Genomic DNA, 20,557 nt, shown 5'->3' with positions numbered 1-20,557 from the left:
TCGAACTTGGGCTTTCGCCCAGGGCTTGGGGCCATCGATCTGAGGCTTCCAGGACATATTTTCCGACATACAAGGGGAGCAAGACCAGAACCAGCAGGCAACAACGAACGCAGTGCAAACACAACTGGAGACAGCCAAATGCAAACCAAAATGATCCGCCGCCTCTTCCCCCTCGCCGCCACCGCCGTGGCCACCCTGATGGCATCCGGCACCGCCTTCGCGCAGGAAGTCGTCAAACTCGGCTACACCGGCCCGCTGTCGGGCGGCGCCGCGCTGTACGGCAAGAACGTCCTGTCCGGCATCCAGATGGCAGTGGACGAAATCAACGCCTCGGGCCTGGAGGTCAAGGGCAAGAAGGTGAAGCTGGAAGTGGTGTCGCTGGACGACAAGTACGCGCCCGCCGAGGCCGCCATCAATGCGCGCCGCCTGGTGCAGCAGTACAAGACGCCCGCCGTGTTCGTGCCCCATTCGGGTGGCATCTTCGCACTGCAGGCGTTCAACGAGCAGGAGAAATTCCTGGTGATGGCCTACTCCAGCGTGCCGCGCATCACGGACACAGGCAACAAGCTGACCATCCGCATCCCGCCGTCCTACACTGGCTATATCGAGCCCTTCATCAAGGCGCAGATGAAGCGCTACGGCAAGAACGTAGCACTGGCCCCGGCCGACCACGATTACGCCAAGGCCTGGGTGCAGGCGTTTGTGCCGGCCTGGGAAGGCGCGGGCGGCAAGGTGGTGGCCAACAACCCGATGTCCTACACCAAGGCCACCGACTTCTACAGCGGCGTGTCACGCGTGCTGGCCGACAAGCCCGACGTGATGTTTGTGGGCGGCCCGTCCGAGCCGACCGCACTGGTGGTCAAGCAGGCGCGCGAGCTGGGTTTCAAGGGCGGCTTCATCGTGATGGACCAGGCCAAGCTGGATGAGATGGCCAAGGTCACCAACGGCCTGGCCATGCTCGAAGGCTCCATCGGCGTGATGCCGCTGGCCAACGATGCCCGCCCGGCCGCGCAAACCTACAACAGCAAATACAAGAAGCTGCATGACGGGCGCGACGCCACCACCGAGATGTCGCTCAACTACACCATGGTCTACGCGCTGGCCGGCGCCATGAAGCTGGCCGGCACCACCAGCGACGTGGCCGCGATCCGGGCCAGGATGCCGGAGGCGGTGAAGACGCTGGCCAAGGATGCCAACCCGAACGAGATCGAGAGCATCGACGCCAAGGGCGGCACCGTTGCCGACACCGTGGTGGGCTGGGTGCAGAACGGCAAGATCGCACCGGTGCGGCTGTCGGAACTGGCGAAGTAACGCGCGGCAAGAGACAGGCCCGGCGCACCGCCGGCGCCATCGGCAACGAGCCCGTCCTGGCTAGCCAGGGCGGGCTCGTTGCCCTTCAGGCGTGCGCAACCGCGCTCTCGCAAGCGATCCGCCCCGCCCTCACGCGTGGGGTGGCTGCGCATCCGCCGCCACGGGATGCGGCTGCGCCGCGTGTTGCTGCTGGCGCTGCAGTTCCTGCTGGCGCTTTTGCTGCTCCTGCTGCTGGCGCTGTTGGTCCTGCTGCTGGCGCTGCTGCTCCTGCTGCTGACGTTGCATCACTTGCTGCTGCCGCTGCTGCTCCTGTATCTGCTGTTGCTGCTGCTGTTGCTGTTGCTGACGCTGCTGGGCCTGCTGTTGCATGGCCTGTTGCTGCGCTGCCTGTTGCGCGCGCTGTTGCTCCTGCATCTGCCGTTGCATGGCTTGCTGCTGCCGTTGCTGCTCCTGCATCTGGCGCTGCTGGGCCTGCTGCTGGGCCTGCTGCTGCGCGGCCTGTTGCGCGCGCTGCTGCTCCTGCATCTGCCGTTGCTGCTGCTGGCGCTGCATCTCTTGCTGCTGCTGGAGTGCCTGCTGCGCACGCTGCTGGTCACCCGCCTGCCGCTGTTGCTGCTGGCGCTGCATCTCTTGCTGCTGCTGGAGCGCCTGCTGCGCGCGCTGCTGATCGCCCGCCTGCCGCTGTTGCTGCTGGCGCTGCATCTCTTGCTGTTGCTGGAGTGCCTGCTGCGCGTGCTGCTGGTCGCCCGCCTGCCGCTGTTGCTGCTGGCGCTGCATCTCTTGCTGCTGGAGCGCCTGCTGCGCGTGCTGTTGGTCGCCCACCTGCCGCTGTTGCTGCTGGCGCTGCATCTCTTGCTGCTGCTGGAGCGCCTGCTGCGCGTGCTGTTGGTCGCCCGCCTGCCGCTGTTGCTGCCGTTGCATGTCCTGCTGCTGTTGCAGCGCCTGTTGGCCGCGAGCCATGCCTTGCGGCTCCGGCTGCGGGCTGTGGCCATTCGGCTGTGCCTGCTGGAGGGGCGCTGCCGGCTGGCCGTTCTGCGGCGGCATGCCGCCGGCCTGGCCCGGGCGCGTGGTCCAGCCGCGCGTGCGCGGATCGATGCCCTGGGCGGGCGGCTGGGCGCCATGCTCGCCTGCCAGGCCCTGCGGCATCGGCGGACGGATCCCGCCTTCCGCCCGCTGCGGCACCATGGCCGGGTTGCCGAAGTTACCGCCTGCCGGACCGCCGACCTGGCCGCCTGCGATGCGGCCATGATTGGCCTGGGCTGCCTGGCTCAGCCGGACTGGCGCGGGCGCCGCCTGGATGGCGGCAGGACCGTTGCCCCGCCCTTGCCAGACTGGCCCGGCGCCAGGCACTGCGCCGCCGGCGCGGGCGAAGCGCTGGGCCAGTTCGTCGCTGGCCGGGCGGCCCGGGGGGCGCGCCGCGATAGCGGGACGCGCAAAGCCTTGCATCGCCGCGGCCGGAGCCGGCCGTGCGGGCGCCGGGCCGGCCAGGCTCGCCTTGACGGGTGCCAGCGGCGGCGCGCCATTGGCCTCGCCCCGCGGCAGGTCGCGCCAGGCCACGTTGCGAGCACCCGGAGGCACGCGCTGGCCCTGTACAAAGGCGCGCGCCGGCATGCCAGTGATGGCGCCGGGTACATCGCGATTGATGTACGTGTTGTGGACGTTGTTATTGATCGTCACGTTGTTGACCGCGACGTTGTTAATCCGCGTGATGTACGTCGGGCTTGCGCCGTAGACAGGCCGATAAGCTTCGCGCGGGCCGAGCGGGTACCAGGCGACGCCAGGACCATTGCCGATCTGGATGGACGCGTTCCAGCCACCGCCGCCGATAAAGCCGACCAGCGCTGGCGCATAGACCGGGCGCGCCGCGACCGGGCCCGGCATCCAGCCCCAGCGCTCGCCAACGCGCGCCCAGCGGCCGTAGTGGAACGGCGCAAAGCCCCAGGGCGCATCGTCGCACCAGCTCCACCCCCACGGCGCCACCCAGGCCCAGTGGCCTGTGCTGTACGGCGCCCAGTCCGCCGCCACCACACGCGGGAACCACACCGCGCCATAGCCGGGATCTTCCTGCCAGTCGCCGTAGCTATCCAGCTCGGCGGAGCCGGTCATTTCACGCGGCACGTAGCGTGCCGACGGCGATCCATCCTCCCGCGCGTCGCGCGCCAGGGCCCACCGGTCAAACGCATCCATCGGGGGATTGGAAGCACTGCCGTCTTGCGCCAGGTCGGAGCCATCGAAGCGGATCTGGTCACCGCGCCGCATTACCAGCGAGTGGTTGTCGCCGTAGACCACGGCAGTGCCGTGATGCATGGTGACGACCGTGCTGGTGCCGTCGGGCGCCACGTCCAGGCGGTAGTCGCCGGGCTCGCTGGGCACGAACGCCAGGTTGGGCGTATCCACCTCGACCGGCTGGTCCGGCGGCAGCGCGCGCACGCGCAATTGCAGCGTGCCCTGGGTCAGCTTGACCTGGGTAGCGCTGTCGTCGAGGTTGAGCACCGTCACGGCGGTACCGCTGCCCAGCCGGATCGCCGTGGAGCCGGCATGCAGCTCGGCACGGCCGCCATTGTCGACCCACAGGCGGTCGCCGGTGGTAATGGGCCGGTTCAGCGCCGCGGCTGCCCAATCGTCCGAACCCGCCGGGGCAAAGCTCAGGTTGCCGGCAGCATCGGTCACGGTGGCGATGCGGCCGGAGGGATCGGCGGACTGCGCCAGCGCCGGCAGTTGCCAGGTGGCGAAAACGAGGCCTGCGGCAAGCAGCAAGGCGCGGGCGCCGGGGCCAAGCCTGCGATCAGAGAACATTTGGAATACCTCTTGGTCAGTATGGGCGCCCGGGCCGAGACTCGCCGCCCCTGATATCACCATACTTCCGATAACGCCACGCAGCCAGACTGGCCGACTTGACTTTGTAAGCACATATGTCCCCGGCCCGGCCGTGACCGGCAAGCGCGCCCGCCTGCGTGCCCCGCGCGGCGGCCCAGGTGCTGCCGGCGTTAGCCGCAGGAGCCCGGTGGCCGGGACAAAGCCGGAAACAATTTGCCGCAAGCCGCGCGAGCGCGGGCCTTGCGCGCACGCCGCGCGGCAAGGCCATGGGACGATGGGGAAGTGGCGGAAAGTGGCGCAACGTGCCCGGGCAGCCGGCCCGGATCAGCGTGCCGACTGCTGCAGGAACTCGGTGAACTTGTCGGCGGACATGGGCCTGCCATACAGGTAGCCCTGTACCTCATGGCAGCCATTCTCGGAGAGGAAATCCCGCTGCTCGACGGTTTCCACGCCTTCGGCCACCACGCCGATGCCCAGGCTGCCACCCACGTTCACCATGGCGCGCACGATGGCGGCGTCGACCGGGTTCTGCGTGACATTGCGGATAAACGACTGGTCGATCTTGATACGGTCCACGGGGAAGGACTTGAGGAAGCTGAGCGAGGCGTAGCCGGTGCCGAAATCGTCGCAGGTCAGGGTCACCCCGTCGCGGCGCAGGGTCTGCAACTGCCCGGAAAACTCGTCGCCCTGCTGCAGGGCGATGGTCTCGGTGATCTCCAGCTCCAGCCGCTCCGGCGCCAGTGCCAGCTCGCGCAGCACGTGGCGGACTTCGGTCAGCAGCCGGCTCTCGCTAAGCTGCGCGGCAAACAGGTTGATGGCCACCCGCGGTGCATCGGCAAACCCGAGCGACCACATGCGCGCCTGGGCGCAGGCGGTATGCAGCAGCCAGACGCCGACGTCCGCCGCCACGCTGCTGGCGGCCAGCGCGTCGATGAAGCTGGCCGGCGTCAGCAAGCCCTGGGTGGGATGGCGCCAGCGCATCAGCGCCTCTGCGCCAACCACGCGGCCATCGCGCAGGTCGATCTGGGGCTGGTACAGCAACTCGAACTGGCGCTGCGCGTAGGCGTCGCGCAGCGCTTGCACCAGCGACAGGCGGGTCGTCACGTCGGTGCGCATCTGCGGCTTGAAGAAGCGGATGGTGCGGCCGCCGTCGCGCTTGGCCCGGCCCAGGGCCAGGCTGGCCGAGGCCAGGGCATCGGAGGCATTGTCGCCGCCAGCCGGCATCACGCAGGCGCCCAGGCTGGCCAGCACGTGGTGGCGCCGGTTGCCGTACTCGTGGGGCTCGGTCTGCAGCGAAAGGATGGCGGCGCTGACGTGGCGCACCAGGGTGGGATCGGCAATGGAAGGCAGCAAGACGGCGAACTCGTCGCCGCCGACCCGCCCCAGAATGGCATCGCGCGGCGAGGCGTCGCGCAGGCGGCGGGCCACCCGGCGCAGGATCTCGTCGCCCTCGGCATGGCCATGCATGTCATTGAACGCGCGGAAATCGTCGATGCCAAGCAGCAATAGCGAGCAGCGCGGGGAAGCCTCCGTGCGCAGGCGGCCCTCCAGCGTGTTCAAGAATGCCTGGCGCGACGCTACGCCTGTCAGCGGATCAATGTCCGCGTTTGGCGGGGCGCCGGCCTTCGCCTCTGACCTGGCCACCATGCCTGCCCTGTTCGTGATTATCGACATCGGTCCGATCTGTCTATTTGGCAAGTGTGACTAAAACCAGGAAAAAATCAAGCCGAGTTAAACGATATGTTGCGGCAACAAGTTGTAACGCACCGAATCCCCTTGCCGCTGCGCGGGCGCCATTGAAATGGCCGGGGCCTTACAGTACCCTACGCCGCTATCAACCGGCCGCTCGCGCCCGGCCCGCGCACGCGCGCCGATTCCCGTGCGCCCGGCCGGTCATGGACCGCCTTCCGACAAGAATAAGCAACGGGAAACCGCACCGTGACTCACTGGACCATCCGCACGCGCATCCTGGCAAGTTTTGCCTTCATCCTGGCGGTCATTTTACTCACGGCGGTGGTCGCCTATGACCGCCAGTCGGCCATCCAGACCCATGCGAATGCGCTGCGCGACGATGCGCTCCCGGGACTCTACTACAGCACCGCGATGCGCGGCGCCTGGGGCGAGACCTATGTGCTGGCCTGGCAGAGCGTGACCGCGGCCAATGACGCCGAGCGCCGGCAATACGCCGAGGCCAACTCGACCCTGCTCAAGCGGCTGGACGGCCTGGAGGCAAAGTACGCCGATTCGATCCGGCGCGCCGACGATCGCGAGCGCTTCGAGAAATACCGGGAACTGCGCCGGCACTATGACGAGCTTTCAGCGCCGCTGTTCGCGGCGACCGGCCCGGAGGTCGTCGCCGCGGAGGCCAAGCTGCGCGGACCCATCCACGCAGGCTGGACCGAAGGCCGCACGGCCGTGCAAGCACTGTTGGAAGATAACAACAAAGTGGCCGAAGAAGGCGCCAGCAGCATCAACCAGGCGGTGCAAACGGCCAAGATCAGCATCGAGGTCTCCCTGATCGCTGCCCTTCTGGAGTCGCTGGTGGCCGGCTACCTGCTGTTCCGCTCCATTACGGTGCCGATGCGCTCGATCGTCAAGCAGCTCGCCGACATGCGTGGCGGGGACTTCCGCCAGCGCCTGTCGCTAAACCGCAAGGATGAGTTCCTGGAAGTCGAGCAGGGCTTCAACCAGATGACCGGCGACCTCACCGCGCTGGTCGGGCAGGCCCAGCGCTCGGCCATCCAGGTCACCACCTCGGTCAACGAGATCGCCGCCACCGCGCGCCAGCAGCAGGCCACCGCCACCGAAACGGCGGCCACCACCACCGAGATCGGCGCCACCTCGCGCGAGATCTCCGCCACCTCGCGCGACCTGGTCCGGACCATGACCGAAGTCTCCGGCGCCGCTGAGCAGACCGCTGGCCTGGCCGGCACCGGCCAGGCCAGCTTGTCGCGCATGGAAGCCACCATGCACCATGTGATGGAAGCCGCCGGCTCGGTCAACGCCAAGCTGGCCACCCTGAACGAGAAGGCGGGCAATATCAACCAGGTGGTCACGACCATCGCCAAGGTCGCGGACCAGACCAACCTGCTGTCGCTCAACGCTGCCATCGAAGCCGAGAAGGCTGGCGAGTACGGGCGGGGCTTCTCGGTGGTCGCCACCGAGATCCGCCGCCTGGCCGACCAGACCGCGGTGGCCACCTACGACATCGAGCAGATGGTGCGCGAGATCCAGTCAGCGGTGGCGGCGGGCGTAATGGGCATGGACAAGTTCTCCGAGGAAGTGCGGCGCGGCATGTCGGAGGTGACCCAGGTGGGCGACCAGCTTTCCCAGATCATTGGCCAGGTGCAGTCGCTGGCACCGCGCGTGCAGATGGTCAACGAGGGCATGCAAGCCCAGGCGGGCGGCGCGGAACAGATCAACCAGGCCCTGATGCAGTTGTCCGAGGCGGCCCAGCAGACGGTGGAATCCCTGCGCCAGTCCAGCCAGGCGATCGACGAGCTGACGCTGGTCGCCAACGACCTGCGCACCGGCGTGTCGCGCTTCAAGGTTTGAGCGCACTTTGAGCGCCCCGGGCACCCACGCCACCCCATGAAACTCTTCCTGCTCTTTCGCATCGGGACCGACCACTACGCGCTGGACGCGAAGGAGATCGTCGAAGTGCTGCCGCTGACCACGCTCAAGCACTTGCCCGAGGCGCCGGCCTGGGTCAGCGGGCTGCTGGCGCGGGGCGGCCAGGTGGTGCCGGTCATCGACATCAATGCGCTGGCCATCGGCACGCCGGTCGCCAGCCGGACCAGTACACGCACCGTACTGGTGCATTACCGCCGGCACGCGGAGGCGCCTGCACGCCTGCTCGGGCTACGGCTGGAGTACGCCACCGAGACGCTGCGCTGCGAACCCGCCGAGTTTATCGACAGCGGCGTGGACGCCGCCCCGGCCCGCTACCTGGGGCCCGTGCGCAGCGGCAGCCAGGGGCTGGTGCAGTGGATCAAGGTCGATGCCCTGCTGCCCGACGACGTGCACGCCAGGCTATTCCCCGATCTGCCTGCGGCTGACGCCACCGCGCCAGGGCCATGACCACCGCCTCCCATATCGAAGCACTGCTCAAGGAGCGCATTGGCCTGGACGCCGCCACCGTCGGCCCCGGCATGATCGAGCGCGCGTTGCGCGAGCGCCTGGCAGCGGCCGCGGTGCCCGACCACCACGCGTACTGGAACCTGCTGCACTCGCACCCGGACGAACTGCAGTCGCTGATCGAAGCCGTGGTGGTCCCCGAGACCTGGTTCTTCCGCCATCGCGAGGCGCTGCTGGCGCTCGGGCGTTTCGCCGCCATGCGGGTCTTCGGCGGTGATCGCGCGCCGGACGGCGCCGCGCCCCTGCGCATCCTCAGCGTGCCCTGCTCGACCGGCGAAGAGCCTTACTCGATCGTCATGGCGTTGCTGGACGCCGGCGTGCCGGAGCCATGCTTCCAGGTCGACGCCGTGGACGTGAGTGCCCGCTCGCTGGAGCGCGCGCGCATCGGGCAATATGGCAACAACTCCTTCCGGGGCACCCCGCTGGACTTCCGCGACCGGCATTTCACCCCCTGCGCGGGTGGCTACGCGCTCAAGGCCAACGTGCGCGCCAAAGTGCGGATGCTGCGCGGCAACCTGCTCGACCCGGGGCTAATGGCCAATGAGCCGCCCTACCACTTTGTGTTCTGCCGCAACCTCCTGATCTATTTCGATGCGCCGACCCAGCACCGTTCGCTCAAGATGCTGGAACGGCTGAGCCGGCAGGATGCCACGCTCTTTGTCGGCCCGGCCGAGGCCAGCCTGCTCACGCGGCACGGCTTTATCTCGGCGGGCGTGCCGCTTGCCTTTGCCTTCACCCGGCGCAGTGCGCACCAGGCGGGCAGCGCCACGCCGGCAATGCCGCGCTATCCTGCACAGCCGAGTGCGCCGGCCCGGGCCGCCCCGCGACCGTGGCCGCAGCCGCCGAGGCCGCCGGCCGCAGGCGGCCATGCGGGCTCCATCGGCGTGCCGGCGCCCTCGGCACCGGCGCCTGGCGCCTCCACCACCGACAAAGCGGCCGAGCGGGCCGAGGCCAGCACCGACGCACTGTCCCGGATCTCCCGGCTCGCCGATCGCGGCGAACTGGCCGCCGCAGTGACGGCCTGCGTGGCGCACCTGGATGCGCAAGGTCCGTCGGCTGCCGGCTACTGCCTGCTGGGCGTGCTCCACGACGCCACCGGCCGTCCCGCCGACGCGCGCGAGTCCTATCGCCGCGCGCTTTACCTCGACCCGGCCCACCAGGAGGCGCTCTACCATATGGCTGCCATCCTGGAAGCGGAAGGCGACGGCGCGGCCTCGACCCGCCTGAGAAACCGCGCACAGCGCAAGACCCCGATCCGTCATGGCTGAGCCCGCATCGCATCCCCTGGCCGCGCATGGCCAGCCGCCCGGCATGGGCACTGTTACGGTCGCCGTCGACGATTGCTGGCGCCGCATCGGCGTGCTGGGCGATGGCAGCTGTGCGCTGCTGGCCGAGCACATCCATTGCCGCAACTGCCCAACCTATTCGCGCGCGGCGCTCACGCTGCTCGACAACCTGCCCACCGGCGAAGTCAGCCTGCCGGACGGCCACGCCGTTCATGCCAATGCCACCGCGCGCGGGCCTGCCATGTCATGCCTGGTGTTTCGCATCGGCGACGAATGGCTGGCGCTGCCCGCGGGCGCGCTGGCGCTGGTCACCGCGCCCTGCCCCGTGCACTCGCTGCCGCACCGCCGCCACGCCGCGGTACTGGGCCTGGCCAGCGTGCGCGGCAATCTGCTGGTATGCATCTCGCTGGCACGGCTGCTTGGGCAGGACCCTGCCGCCGGCGCCGCCTCCAACGCCGCCGCCAATGCCAAAGGCAGCGCCGGACACGGCGCCCGGCTGCTGGTGCTGGGCCAGGGCCGCACCGCCATCGCGCTGCCTGTGGATGAAGTCACCGGCATCGAACGGATCGCCGAAGCCGACCTGCAGCCTTTGCCGACCACCTTGTCACGCGCCTCGGCGCATTACACCCGCGCGCTGCTGACAAGCGGCCAGCGCACGGTGGGCTTGCTCGACCCGGCCCGGCTGCAACAAGCCTTGAAGCGGAGCCTGGCATGAACCCCGACCAGTTGCGCGACGCCTCGCTGCTCGAGCTGTTCGCGCTGGAAGCGCAGTCGCAGGCTGAAGTCCTCAACACCGGCCTGCTGGCGCTGGAGCGCGACCCCGCCGCGGCCGAGCAGCTCGAGGCGTGCATGCGCGCCGCGCACTCGCTCAAGGGCGCCGCGCGCATCGTCGGCCTGGATGGCGGCGTGCGCGTGGCACACGTGATGGAAGACTGCCTGGTGGCCGCTCAGCGCGGCGAGCTGCTGCTGCGGCCCGTGCATATCGACACCCTGCTGCATGGCACCGACCTCCTGCTGCGGCTGGGCTGCCCGCCCGGCGGCGATCTGGACTGGGCCGACCGGGACGGCAAGGCCGAAGTCGATGCGCTGGTGCTGCGCATGGCCGCGCTGCTGGCCGGCGAGGAGGTGGACTCCGACGCCTGGGCCGCGGGTCATGCCTCGGCGGCGGCAACGCCTGCGAGTGCATCCGCGGCCGAGCCAGAGGCCACGGTGACAGCGGCCGTCCACCCGGCGCCACCAGATGGCCCGCTGGCCGACGTGGTCTCCGATGCGGTCCCCGGCATGGTCCCCGGCACGGCCACGGCACCAGCCACGTTCGCGCCCGGCGAAGCCCCCCGCGAGCCGGAAGCCCAGGAGCGCATGCTGCGCGTCAGCGCCGATACGCTGGACCAGCTGCTGGCGCTGTCGGGCGCGGCGATGGTGGAGACGCACTGGCTCAAGCCCTTCGGCAACGCCCTGCAGCAGACCCGGCGCGTACAGATGCGCGCGCTGCAGGCACTCGACGCCCTGCAGGTCACGCTCGCGGCCGGCACGGCCGATCCCGCCGCCCACGCCGCGCTGGCAGAAGCACAGCGCCTGCTGGGCGAGAGCCACCAGCAACTGTCGCAACGGGTCACGGAGCTGGAGCAGTACGACCACCGCACCGGCCAGCTTTCGCACCAGCTCTATGACCGGGCGCTGGCGAGTCGCATGCGGCCCCTCGCCGACGGGCTCACCGGCTACTCGCGCATGGTGCGCGACCTGGGGCGCTCGCTGGGCAAGGCCGTGCACCTTGAACTGGTCGGCGAGAGCACCAAGGTCGACCGCGACATCCTGGAGCAGCTCGAAGCGCCGCTGGCGCACCTGCTGCGCAACGCGGTGGACCATGGCATCGAGCTGCCCGAGGCGCGCCGCGCCGCGGGCAAGCCGGTCGAAGGCCGCATCACGCTGAACGCGCGCCACAACGCCGGCCGCCTGATGATCGTGATTGCCGACGACGGTGCGGGCGTGGACCTCGACGCCTTGCGCGCCGCCATCGTGCGGCGCAAGCTGGTGCCCGAGGAAACCGTGGCCAGGCTGTCGCAGGCCGAGCTGCTCGACTTCCTGCTGTTGCCCGGCTTCAGCATGCGCGAAACCGTCAGCGAAGTGTCCGGGCGCGGCGTCGGGCTCGACGCCGTGCAGGACATGATCCGCCAGGTGCGCGGCAGCATCCGCCTGACGCAGGAGAGCGGGCGCGGCATGCAATTCCACCTGGAGTTGCCGCTCACCTTGTCGGTGGTGCGCGCCTTGCTGGTGGAGGTGTCCGGCGAGGCCTATGCCTTCCCGCTGGCCTATGTCATGCAGGCCATCAACCTGGAGCGCGGCAGCATCGAGCAGCTGGAAAACCGCCAGCACTTCCGCTTTGGCGGGCGCCAGGTCGGGCTGGTGAGCGCGGCACAGGTCCTGCAGCAAGCGGAGACCCGGCGCGACGAGGACACCGTGCCGGTGGTGGTCCTGGGCGATCACGAACGTACCTACGGCGTGGCGGTGGACCGGCTGCTGGGCGAGCGCATCCTGGTGGTGCAGCCCCTGGTGGCAAGCCTGGGCAAGATCAAGGACATCGCCGCCGGCAGCCTCACCGAGGATGGCACGCCGGTGCTCATCTTCGACGTGGAGGATATGGTCCGCTCCGTGGAGAAGCTGCTCTCGGAGGGCAAGATCGACCGCATCCGCCGCGCAGCGGAGGCCGCCCCGGTACGGCGCAAGCGCGTGCTGGTGGTGGACGATTCGCTCACGGTGCGCGAGCTGGAGCGCAAGCTCCTGTCCAACCGCGGCTATGACGTCACGGTAGCGGTGGACGGCATGGATGCCTGGAACGTGCTGCGCGCGGAATCCTTCGACCTGGTCATCACCGACATCGACATGCCGCGCATGGACGGCATCGAGCTGGTCAGCCGCATCAAGCGCGAGGCCCGCCTGATGCACCTGCCCGTGATGGTGGTGTCCTACAAGGACCGGGAGCAGGATCGCCAGCGCGGGCTGCAGGCCGGCGCGGACTATTATCTGGCCAAGGGCAGCTTCCAGGACGCCGCGTTGCTCGATGCGGTGCAAGACCTGATTGGAGAAGCACGCGCATGAAGATCGGCATCGTCAACGACTCCCACCTGGCGGTGGTCGCGCTGCGGCGCGTCATTGCCCTGGATCCCGCGTTGGAGGTCACATGGGTGGCCGAGGATGGCGAGAGCGCTGTGCGCCTGGCCGCCGCGCGCACGCCCGACCTGATCCTGATGGACCTGATGATGCCGGTGATGGATGGCGTCGAGGCAACCCGCCGCATCATGGCAGCCACGCCATGCGCCATCGTGGTGGTGACCATGGACCTTGGCCGCAACGCCACCCAGGTCTTCGATGCCATGGGGCAAGGCGCCATCGACGCCGTGGACACGCCCACATTGACCCAGCCGGATTCGCAACTGGCAAGCGGCCCCCTGCTGCGCAAGATCCGCAATATCGGCCGCTTGCTGGAGGGCCGCACCGGACCCGCGCGCGCGGCCGCGCCGCCAAGGCACAAGGCCAGCGCCGAGCGCCTTGTCGCGCTGGGCGCATCAGCCGGCGGCCCGGCCGCGCTGGCTACCGTGCTGGGCGGCCTGCCGGCCGGCTTCACCGCCGCCGTGGTCGCGGTCCAGCACGTGGACGAGGCCTTCGCGGCCGGCATGGCCGACTGGCTGGACGCGCAGTGCGCGCTGCCGGTGCGCCTGGCCCGCGAGGGCGAGGGGCCGCAGCCGGGCACCGTGCTGCTGGCTGGCAGCAACGACCACCTGCGCCTGGTCAGCGCCTCGCGCATGGTCTACACCGAAGAGCCGAGCGACTACCTGTACCGGCCCTCGATCGATGTGTTTTTCGAGACCGTGGCGCAGCACTGGCGCGGTGACGCGGTGGGCGTGCTGCTCACCGGCATGGGCCGGGACGGCGCGCTGGGCCTCAAGGCCATGCGCGAGCGCGGCTACCTGACCATCGCCCAGGACCAGGCCAGCAGTGCCGTCTACGGCATGCCCAAGGCCGCCGCCGCCATTGGGGCCGCCAGCGAAATCCTGCCTTTGCAGCAGATCGCCGCCCGCATCGTACGGGCATGCAATGCCATCAACAACCAGGGGTAGCACAGAGGCGCTAACAACATGAAACACAATGCAAACCTGGCCGCGCGCGCCTGCGCCGCCATGCCAGGATCATGCTGTTAGCGTCTCCAGGTCGGAGAGCACGAGGAAGACAATGTCTAAAGATACAACCCCTAGAGCGCCCCTGCGCCCGGATGAATACCTGGCCATGGTGCTGCTGGTGGACGACCAGGCCATGGTAGGCGAAGCGGTACGGCGCGAGCTGGAGCCCGAACAAGATATCGATTTTCACTACTGCGCCAAGCCTGACGAGGCCGTAGCCGTGGCCGAGCGCACCCGTCCCACGGTGATCCTGCAGGATCTGGTGATGCCTGGCATCGATGGCCTGACGCTGGTGCGCCGCTACCGCGCCAACCCGGCAACGCGCGATATCCCCATCATCGTGCTATCCACCAAGGAAGACCCGCTCATGAAGAGCGCGGCCTTCGCCGCCGGCGCGAACGACTATCTGGTCAAGCTGCCTGACACCATCGAGCTGGTCGCGCGCATCCGCTATCACTCGCGCTCGTACCTCAACCTGCAGCAGCGCGACGAGGCCTACCGCGCGCTGCGCCAGAGCCAGCAGCAGTTGCTCGAGACCAACCTGGAACTGCAGCGGCTGACCAACTCGGACGGCCTGACCGGGCTGTCGAACCGGCGTTATTTCGACGAGTACCTCGGGGCCGAATGGAAGCGCGCCAATCGCGAGCAAAGCCAGCTGGCGCTGCTGATGATCGACGTGGACTCGTTCAAGGCTTACAACGACACCTACGGCCACGTGGCCGGGGACGAGGTGCTGCGCCGTGTTGCCGGCGTGATCCGCGAGAACTGCGCGCGCCCGGCGGACCTTCCGGCGCGCTTCGGGGGCGAGGAGTTCGCCATGATCCTGCCGTCCACCTCGCCCGGCGGGGCACGGCTGCTGGCCGAGAAGGTCAGGCGCGCGATCGAGTCCCTGCAGGTGCCGCATAGCGGGTCGCTGGTGGGGCAGCATGTGACTGTCAGCATTGGGGGCACGGCGCTCGTGCCTGGTGCGGATTTGCCTTTTAGCCGGATTGTGGAGATTGCTGATGCCGGGCTTTATCAGGCTAAGCGGAATGGGAGGAATCAGGTTGTTATGACTTCTTGAGGGGTTGGGGCTTCAACTTCAACTGCAACTTCAACTGCGGTTTCACCACGCCTGCGGCCTGGGCACACCTTGACGGCTCGCTTCGCATCGCGCTTGGGTGTTACCCGCCTGACTGGCGGGTAACACGGCCGAACCGAATTGCTGCGGCGCGGGCTGCCGCCGGTTTGACCGTATCCGGTGCCGGCGCTACGATTGCCGCCAGACGCCATCCCATGAATATGGAGTACCGCCCCGCGCCAATGCGCGCCATAGTCGAGACTACCTCAGCCTGAACCATGCCCTCACAGAACCTGTCTGCGGCCCCGGAGGCCGATATCCGCGTCCTGCTGGTCGAGGATGACCCCGCCACCAGCGTGCGCCTGCAAAATGCGCTGGCCAGCTTGCCGGGCATCCAGGTGATGGCGGCCTGCGCGCAGCGCGCCAGCGCCTGCGAGTGGCTGGCCGCGCATGAGCCCGACGTGCTGCTGTGCGACCTCGGGCTGCCGGACGGCTCCGGCATCGATGTCATCCGTCAAGCGCGCCGGCTGCACCCGCGCTGCGACTGCATGGTGATCACCATGTTCGGTGACGAGGCCAATGTGCTGGCCAGCATTGCCGCGGGCGCCACCGGCTACCTGCTCAAGGACGAATCGGACGACAACCTGCGCGCCTCCGTGCTGGAATTGCGCGCCGGCGGCTCACCGATGAGCCCGGTGATCGCGCGCAAGGTCATCACCCGGCTGCGCAGTGCCAGCGTGCCTGGCATCCCGGCGCAGGGCGCGCAGGGCGCCCCTGGCATGGACGTGACGCTATCCGCCCGCGAGACCGAGGTGCTCGACCTGATCTCGCGCGGGTACACCTATGCGGAAACCGCCGGGCACCTGGCGATCAGCGTGCACACCGTGCAGGCGCATATCAAGAACATTTACGGCAAGCTGGCGGTCAACTCCCGCACCGAGGCCGTATTCGAAGCCCACAAGCTTGGCCTGTTGAAGACCTTTTGAGGCCAATGCCGATGGCCCTGCTGCCCATCCTGCGGCTGGTGTGCCTGAGTGCCCTGTGGCTCGCCATGGGCTGTGGGTTCACTGGCTGCCGCGCAGAGCGCCAGGATCCCGCGCGGCCATCCGCGCCGGACCCGGCAAACCAGGTGCAGGTGCTGCAGCAAGCGCTGGCCGTGGTCCGCCCCGACGGCGCCGGGCAAGGCCGGGCGCCCCAGCCGGCCGAGATCGCCCTGCCCCACGACTGGGACCGCCTCTACCCCGGCCGCGACGGCATGGCGACCTACCACCTGGTCTTTCCCTACCGCGGCGCCGGGCAGGACATCCCCGCGCTCTACCTGGCGCGCGCGGCCAACAGCTTCGAGATGCATCTCAACGGCAAGCTGCTGGCCGCCTCCGGCGCCATGGATGCGCCTGCCCTCTACGGCGGCCAGCGCCCCTTGTACATCCCCGTGCCCGAGGCCATGCTGCAGCCGGAGAACGAGCTGACGATCAAGATCGCCGCCCGCGCCAATGCCAAGGCAGGCCTGTCGCGCGTCGAGTTCGGGCCGGGCCGGCTGGTGCATTCGCACTACCTGGGCGCGCTCTGGTTCCGCGTGATCGGGCCGTTGGTGATCACGGCGCTGAGCCTGTTGCTGACGGCGATCTCGCTGCTGATCTGGTGGCGCCAGCGCGATCCATTGTTCGGCCTCTATGCGCTAGCCGAGATCGCATGGTCGGTCAGCGTGGTCGAGCGCCTGCTGGACAGCGCCCCGTTGCCGCTGCACGCGTGGCAGGTGCTGGTGCTGGCCAGCCGGACCCTGTTCATCGTGGCCACAGCCCGGTTCGCGCTGATCATCATCGACGTTCGCTCGCCGTGGCCGGCGTGGCTGGTCACCGCTTTCCTGTGGATCAAGCTGCCGCTGATCGTGGTGATGACATTCCTGTTCAACACCCCCAGCCTCAAGCTGTTCGACTGGGCCGTCAACATGCTGCTAGCGTGCGGCATCGCCACGGCGCTGGCGTGGGCGGCGCTGCGGCGCCCCAGCCGCGAGCGCCTGGTGCTAGCCGCCACGGTGGCGCTGGCCAGCGCGCTGAGCACCGCCGACGTGATCCGCATCCTGTTCAGCAACGATTTTTACTGGGACACCTCGCTAACCAAGTACGTCTCGCAGCTGTTCAGCCTCAGCATGGCCTGGCTGCTGGTGGACCGCTATACGCGCACCACCAGTTCGCTGGCCGAGCTCAACCGCAACCTGGACCGCAAGGTTGCGCAAAAGGAGGAAGAGCTGCATCTGCTCTACGCGCACTCACGTGAGATCGAGCGCGAGCAGGCCACCTTGCGAGAGCGCGGGCGCATCATGCGCGACATGCACGATGGCCTGGGCAGCACGCTGGTCGGGGCGCTCAGCCTGCTGCGCTCAGGCCATGGCTCGCCCATGGTGCTGCAGCAACATCTGCAGCAAGCGCTGGATGCCTTGAAGCTCTCGGTGGATGCCATGCAAGACACTGGCGGCGACCTCGCCGTGGTGCTGGGCAACCTGCGCTACCGGCTGCGGGCCCGCCTGGAGGCGGCGAAGCTGCGGGTGGACTGGCAAGTGGAGCGGCTGCCGCCCGTGGCCGGCCTGACGCCGCAGATCGTGCGCGAGCTACAGTACCTGCTGCTGGAAGCCTTCTCCAACGTCATGCAGCATGCCGGCGGCGCTACGGTGCAAGTGGTGGCGCGCAGCCTCGCGGGCGCCGGCCCCGCCCCCGAGGCCATCCTGATCGAGATCCGCGACGACGGGCGCGGCTTCGATGCGCAGTCCGGCGCCCAGGGCCACGGCCTGGCCAATATGCGCAGCCGCGCGGCCGCCATTGGCGGCGAGTTGTCGATTGCGTCTTCGGAGCGGGGCACGACCGTCAGCCTGCTGCTCTACCCGGCGCGGTGGGCCGAGGGCGAGGCCACCTGAGCGATAGCCAGGTGCGGCAATGCTAGCGCGTCTGCTCGATGTCGCTTTGCAGGACGTCGAGGTGCGACAGGTATTTGTGCAGTTCTTCGCGTCCGCTATCGGTAATGCAATAGACGCGGCCACTGCCTTCCACCAGCTCCGCCGTGATCGCGCGTGCGATCATCAGGCTGCGCAGGATGGGCCTGAGCGAACGGATGTTCTTTTCCACGCCATGCTCGCGCAGGCGGTCAACCAGCGTCATGACCGTCGACGGGCTCGACTGGACAAGCTTGAGGATGTACAGCTTCGAAACGAAGCCGTCTAGCGTTGGCGCTCTCATGCGGCTCCTGTGACACACCTGCCAGCGGTGCGATAGAGCAGATCTACATAGGCAGCCCTGGCGCGGCAAGCGCGCCCGGGCGTGTTACCTGCAAGCGGCCCGGTCGGCACCAGGCGCGCCAATTAAAAAAACGGGGTGCACGAGGCACCCCATTTCTTGCATTGCGCGCGCCAGCGCGAGGCCGGCGCGGGTGGGGCTTGACGACTACTCTTCCTGGAACGCCTCTTCGCGCTTTGCCTTGATGGAAGGCAGGGCAACGATGGCAACCAGCGAAGCTGCTGCGATCAGCAGGCCCAGCGACAGCGGACGGGTCACGAACACAGTGAACTCGCCACGCGACAGCAGCAGGGAGCGGCGGAAGTTCTCTTCCATCATCGGCCCCAGCACGAAGCCCAGCAGCAACGGAGCCGGCTCGCACTTGAGCTTCAGGAACAGGTAGCCGATGATGCCGAAGCCAGCTGCCATGAACACGTCGAAGGTCTGGTTGTTGACCGAGTACACGCCGATACCGCAGAACACCAGAATGGCCGGGTACAGGAAGCGGTAAGGCACGGTCAGCAGCTTCACCCACACGCCAATCATCGGCAGGTTCAGGATGATCAGCATCAGGTTGCCGATCCACATCGAGGCGATCAGGCCCCAGAACAGCGCGGGGTTGCTGGTCATGACCTGCGGGCCCGGCTGGATGTTGTGGATGGTCATCGCGCCCACCATCAGCGCCATCACGGCGTTGGGCGGAATGCCCAGCGTGAGCAGCGGGATGAAGGAGGTCTGCGCCGCGGCGTTGTTGGCCGATTCCGGACCTGCCACGCCTTCGATGGCGCCCTTGCCAAACTCATGTGCGTACTTGGAGGTCTTCTTTTCCAGCGAGTAGGCTGCAAACGAAGCCAGTGCCGCACCGCCGCCCGGCAGGATGCCCAGCGCGGAGCCCAGGAACGTGCCGCGAAGCACGGCCGGGATCATGCGGCGGAAATCTTCCCTGGTCGGCCAGAGGTTGGTGACGCTGTCGGTGAAGGTCTCGCGGGCTTCCTTCTGCTCCAGGTTCGCGATGATTTCCGCGAAGCCGAACATACCCATGGCCAGCGCGACGAAGTCGATGCCATCGGTCAGCTCGGGGATGTCGAAGGAGAAGCGTGCGGCGCCCGAGTTCACGTCGGTACCGATCAGGCCCAGCAGCAGGCCCAGCACGATCATCGCCACGGCCTTGGGCAGCGAGCCCGAAGCCAGCACCACGGCGCCGATCAGGCCCAGGCACATCAGCGAGAAGTACTCGGCAGGACCGAACTTGAACGCCAGTTCCGACAGCGGCGTAGCAAACGCGGCCAGGATCAGGGTAGCCACGCAGCCGGCAAAGAAGGAACCCAGGCCAGCGGTTGCCAATGCCACGCCCGCTCGTCCCCGCCGTGCCATCTGGTAGCCATCGATGGTGGTCACCACCGACGACGATTCACCCGGCAGGTTGACCAGGATAGCGGTGGTGGAGCCACCATACTGTGCGCCGTAGTAAATACCGGCCAGCATGATCAGCGCTGCCACCGGGGGCAGCGTGTAAGTCACCGGCAGCAGCATGGCGATGGTGGCCAGAGGCCCCAGGCCCGGCAGCACGCCGATCAAGGTACCCAGCACACAGCCCAGGAAGGCGTATGCCAGGTTCTGCAACGAAAGCGCCGTGGAAAAGCCCAAGGCAAGATGGTCAATCAATTCCATATGGCCGACTCCTTAACCAGTAATGAAAGCAGGCCACACCGGCATCTGCAGGTTGATGCCGTACACGAAGGCGCCCATGCTGATCAGCACCAGGACGATCGCGTTCAAGACCGCGCCCTTCCAGCTGAACTCATGGCTGGCCATCGACGACACCAGCACCAGCACGAACACCGACAACACCATGCCGAGCGGCTTGAGCAGCAGGCCGAACAGCACCACCGAACCCAGAATCCACAACAGGGTCTTCAAGTCCCAGCGGGCGAGCTGGTCAGCTTCACCCTTTTTCGATACCGAGCCGATCAGCACGAATGCACCGAGCACGGCGAGTACCAGGCCGAGTAGAAACGGAAAATATCCGGGGCCCATCTTGGCGGCTGTTCCCATGGAATAGCCGCGGGCGACCCAGGAAAAGCACAATCCGACCAGAATGAACATCAGGCCGGAGGCAAAGTCCTTTTGGCTGCGTATGCGCAAAACGATTCTCCTCAAAGTACGTGAAAGCAGTGCCCCTCCGCTCGCAGGCTCTTTGCATGCGGAGGTGGTCCGTTCGGCAGGAAGAAAATAGTGTCCCTGCAGGATGGAACGAACATTAGAGAGGCGATCTTTCAGCTTGCTTTCATTTGTCTTGGTTTAGGGGTATTCACCGATACGCTTGGAAATCCCGCCAAAATACATACATCACGCCGTGATGTAACACCGAAAGACGAATGAAAGGAAGCCGAAGGGAAATTGAAGGGGATCGAAAGGAAAACGTAAGGAAAACACGAGGATCATCCTGGTGCGGACGCGTGCCGGCAGACCCGAGGGCCGCTTGCATCACCTTACGGGCACGCG

The 20,557-nt window shown here is 67.7% G+C and carries 15 protein-coding genes; 10 read left to right on the top strand and 5 right to left on the bottom strand.

The window, feature by feature from the left end:
* Nucleotides 1-138: 138 nt before the first annotated feature.
* Nucleotides 139-1,311: an ABC transporter substrate-binding protein gene (locus AC1RQK_RS15925; protein ID WP_492376485.1), complete on the top strand. Its 1,173-nt coding sequence runs from the start codon at nt 139-141 to the stop codon at nt 1,309-1,311.
* Between the two features lie 129 nt (nt 1,312-1,440).
* Here AC1RQK_RS15925 and AC1RQK_RS15920 read toward each other — a convergent pair whose 3' ends face one another.
* Nucleotides 1,441-4,107, bottom strand: coding sequence for a DUF6600 domain-containing protein (locus AC1RQK_RS15920; protein WP_492809779.1), 2,667 nt, complete (start codon nt 4,105-4,107; stop codon nt 1,441-1,443).
* Between the two features lie 345 nt (nt 4,108-4,452).
* The gene (locus AC1RQK_RS15915) at nt 4,453-5,775 is read right to left on the bottom strand and encodes a putative bifunctional diguanylate cyclase/phosphodiesterase (RefSeq protein WP_253928481.1); all 1,323 of its coding nucleotides are present in this window, start codon (nt 5,773-5,775) and stop codon (nt 4,453-4,455) included.
* A gap of 291 nt (nt 5,776-6,066) precedes the next feature.
* Between AC1RQK_RS15915 and AC1RQK_RS15910 the strand changes: the two genes are divergently transcribed.
* From AC1RQK_RS15910 to AC1RQK_RS15870, 9 genes are all read left to right on the top strand, one after another.
* Nucleotides 6,067-7,683 (top strand): methyl-accepting chemotaxis protein, encoded by a 1,617-nt coding sequence (locus AC1RQK_RS15910; protein WP_492809777.1) that lies wholly within the window; start codon nt 6,067-6,069, stop codon nt 7,681-7,683.
* Nucleotides 7,684-7,719: 36 nt separating this feature from the next.
* A complete protein-coding gene (locus AC1RQK_RS15905) occupies nt 7,720-8,208 on the top strand; it encodes a chemotaxis protein CheW (protein ID WP_492376488.1) in 489 nt (162 codons plus the stop codon).
* Entirely contained in the window at nt 8,205-9,533 is a 1,329-nt protein-coding gene (locus AC1RQK_RS15900) for a CheR family methyltransferase (RefSeq protein ID WP_492809775.1), read from the top strand. Before AC1RQK_RS15905 ends, AC1RQK_RS15900 begins: the two co-directional genes overlap by 4 nt.
* Complete coding sequence (locus AC1RQK_RS15895) at nt 9,526-10,266, top strand: chemotaxis protein CheW (RefSeq protein ID WP_492809773.1); 741 nt, start codon at nt 9,526-9,528, stop codon at nt 10,264-10,266. The genes AC1RQK_RS15900 and AC1RQK_RS15895 overlap by 8 nt, the downstream gene beginning before the upstream one ends.
* Nucleotides 10,263-12,647 carry a hybrid sensor histidine kinase/response regulator gene (locus tag AC1RQK_RS15890; protein WP_492809771.1) on the top strand — a complete coding sequence of 795 codons (2,385 nt, stop codon included), beginning with the start codon at nt 10,263-10,265 and terminating at the stop codon, nt 12,645-12,647. Before AC1RQK_RS15895 ends, AC1RQK_RS15890 begins: the two co-directional genes overlap by 4 nt.
* Nucleotides 12,644-13,666 (top strand): chemotaxis response regulator protein-glutamate methylesterase, encoded by a 1,023-nt coding sequence (locus AC1RQK_RS15885; RefSeq protein WP_492376492.1) that lies wholly within the window; start codon nt 12,644-12,646, stop codon nt 13,664-13,666. Before AC1RQK_RS15890 ends, AC1RQK_RS15885 begins: the two co-directional genes overlap by 4 nt.
* Nucleotides 13,667-13,778: 112 nt before the next feature.
* Nucleotides 13,779-14,789: a diguanylate cyclase gene (locus tag AC1RQK_RS15880; RefSeq protein ID WP_492376493.1), complete on the top strand. Its 1,011-nt coding sequence runs from the start codon at nt 13,779-13,781 to the stop codon at nt 14,787-14,789.
* A gap of 275 nt (nt 14,790-15,064) precedes the next feature.
* The gene (locus tag AC1RQK_RS15875; protein ID WP_492809768.1) at nt 15,065-15,772 is read left to right on the top strand and encodes a response regulator; all 708 of its coding nucleotides are present in this window, start codon (nt 15,065-15,067) and stop codon (nt 15,770-15,772) included.
* Nucleotides 15,773-15,783: 11 nt separating this feature from the next.
* Nucleotides 15,784-17,697, top strand: a complete 1,914-nt coding sequence (locus AC1RQK_RS15870; RefSeq protein WP_492809766.1) for a sensor histidine kinase — start codon at nt 15,784-15,786, stop codon at nt 17,695-17,697.
* Between the two features lie 22 nt (nt 17,698-17,719).
* Here AC1RQK_RS15870 and AC1RQK_RS15865 read toward each other — a convergent pair whose 3' ends face one another.
* From AC1RQK_RS15865 to AC1RQK_RS15855, 3 genes are all read right to left on the bottom strand, one after another.
* Nucleotides 17,720-18,016, bottom strand: a complete 297-nt coding sequence (locus AC1RQK_RS15865) for a helix-turn-helix transcriptional regulator (RefSeq protein WP_043356716.1) — start codon at nt 18,014-18,016, stop codon at nt 17,720-17,722.
* A gap of 204 nt (nt 18,017-18,220) precedes the next feature.
* A complete protein-coding gene (locus AC1RQK_RS15860; RefSeq protein ID WP_150987429.1) occupies nt 18,221-19,723 on the bottom strand; it encodes a tripartite tricarboxylate transporter permease in 1,503 nt (500 codons plus the stop codon).
* 12 nt (nt 19,724-19,735) lie between these two features.
* Nucleotides 19,736-20,197: a tripartite tricarboxylate transporter TctB family protein gene (locus tag AC1RQK_RS15855; protein ID WP_150987427.1), complete on the bottom strand. Its 462-nt coding sequence runs from the start codon at nt 20,195-20,197 to the stop codon at nt 19,736-19,738.
* Nucleotides 20,198-20,557: the final 360 nt, after the last annotated feature.

It is taken from the genome of Cupriavidus sp. GW822-FHT02D05, from assembly GCF_058802485.1.
This window is presented reverse-complemented; position numbering and strand designations above follow the sequence as displayed.

What these genes read in the sequence shown, in the direction of transcription:
- AC1RQK_RS15925 (WP_492376485.1), top strand. Translation starts at nt 139, where the DNA reads ATGCAAACCAAAATGATCCGCCGCCTCTTCCCCCTCGCCGCCACCGCC.
- AC1RQK_RS15920 (WP_492809779.1), bottom strand. Translation starts at nt 4,107, where the DNA reads ATGTTCTCTGATCGCAGGCTTGGCCCCGGCGCCCGCGCCTTGCTGCTT.
- AC1RQK_RS15915 (WP_253928481.1), bottom strand. Translation starts at nt 5,775, where the DNA reads ATGGTGGCCAGGTCAGAGGCGAAGGCCGGCGCCCCGCCAAACGCGGAC.
- AC1RQK_RS15905 (WP_492376488.1), top strand. Translation starts at nt 7,720, where the DNA reads ATGAAACTCTTCCTGCTCTTTCGCATCGGGACCGACCACTACGCGCTG.
- AC1RQK_RS15900 (WP_492809775.1), top strand. Translation starts at nt 8,205, where the DNA reads ATGACCACCGCCTCCCATATCGAAGCACTGCTCAAGGAGCGCATTGGC.
- AC1RQK_RS15895 (WP_492809773.1), top strand. Translation starts at nt 9,526, where the DNA reads ATGGCTGAGCCCGCATCGCATCCCCTGGCCGCGCATGGCCAGCCGCCC.
- AC1RQK_RS15890 (WP_492809771.1), top strand. Translation starts at nt 10,263, where the DNA reads ATGAACCCCGACCAGTTGCGCGACGCCTCGCTGCTCGAGCTGTTCGCG.
- AC1RQK_RS15885 (WP_492376492.1), top strand. Translation starts at nt 12,644, where the DNA reads ATGAAGATCGGCATCGTCAACGACTCCCACCTGGCGGTGGTCGCGCTG.
- AC1RQK_RS15880 (WP_492376493.1), top strand. Translation starts at nt 13,779, where the DNA reads ATGTCTAAAGATACAACCCCTAGAGCGCCCCTGCGCCCGGATGAATAC.
- AC1RQK_RS15875 (WP_492809768.1), top strand. Translation starts at nt 15,065, where the DNA reads ATGCCCTCACAGAACCTGTCTGCGGCCCCGGAGGCCGATATCCGCGTC.
- AC1RQK_RS15870 (WP_492809766.1), top strand. Translation starts at nt 15,784, where the DNA reads ATGGCCCTGCTGCCCATCCTGCGGCTGGTGTGCCTGAGTGCCCTGTGG.
- AC1RQK_RS15865 (WP_043356716.1), bottom strand. Translation starts at nt 18,016, where the DNA reads ATGAGAGCGCCAACGCTAGACGGCTTCGTTTCGAAGCTGTACATCCTC.
- AC1RQK_RS15860 (WP_150987429.1), bottom strand. Translation starts at nt 19,723, where the DNA reads ATGGAATTGATTGACCATCTTGCCTTGGGCTTTTCCACGGCGCTTTCG.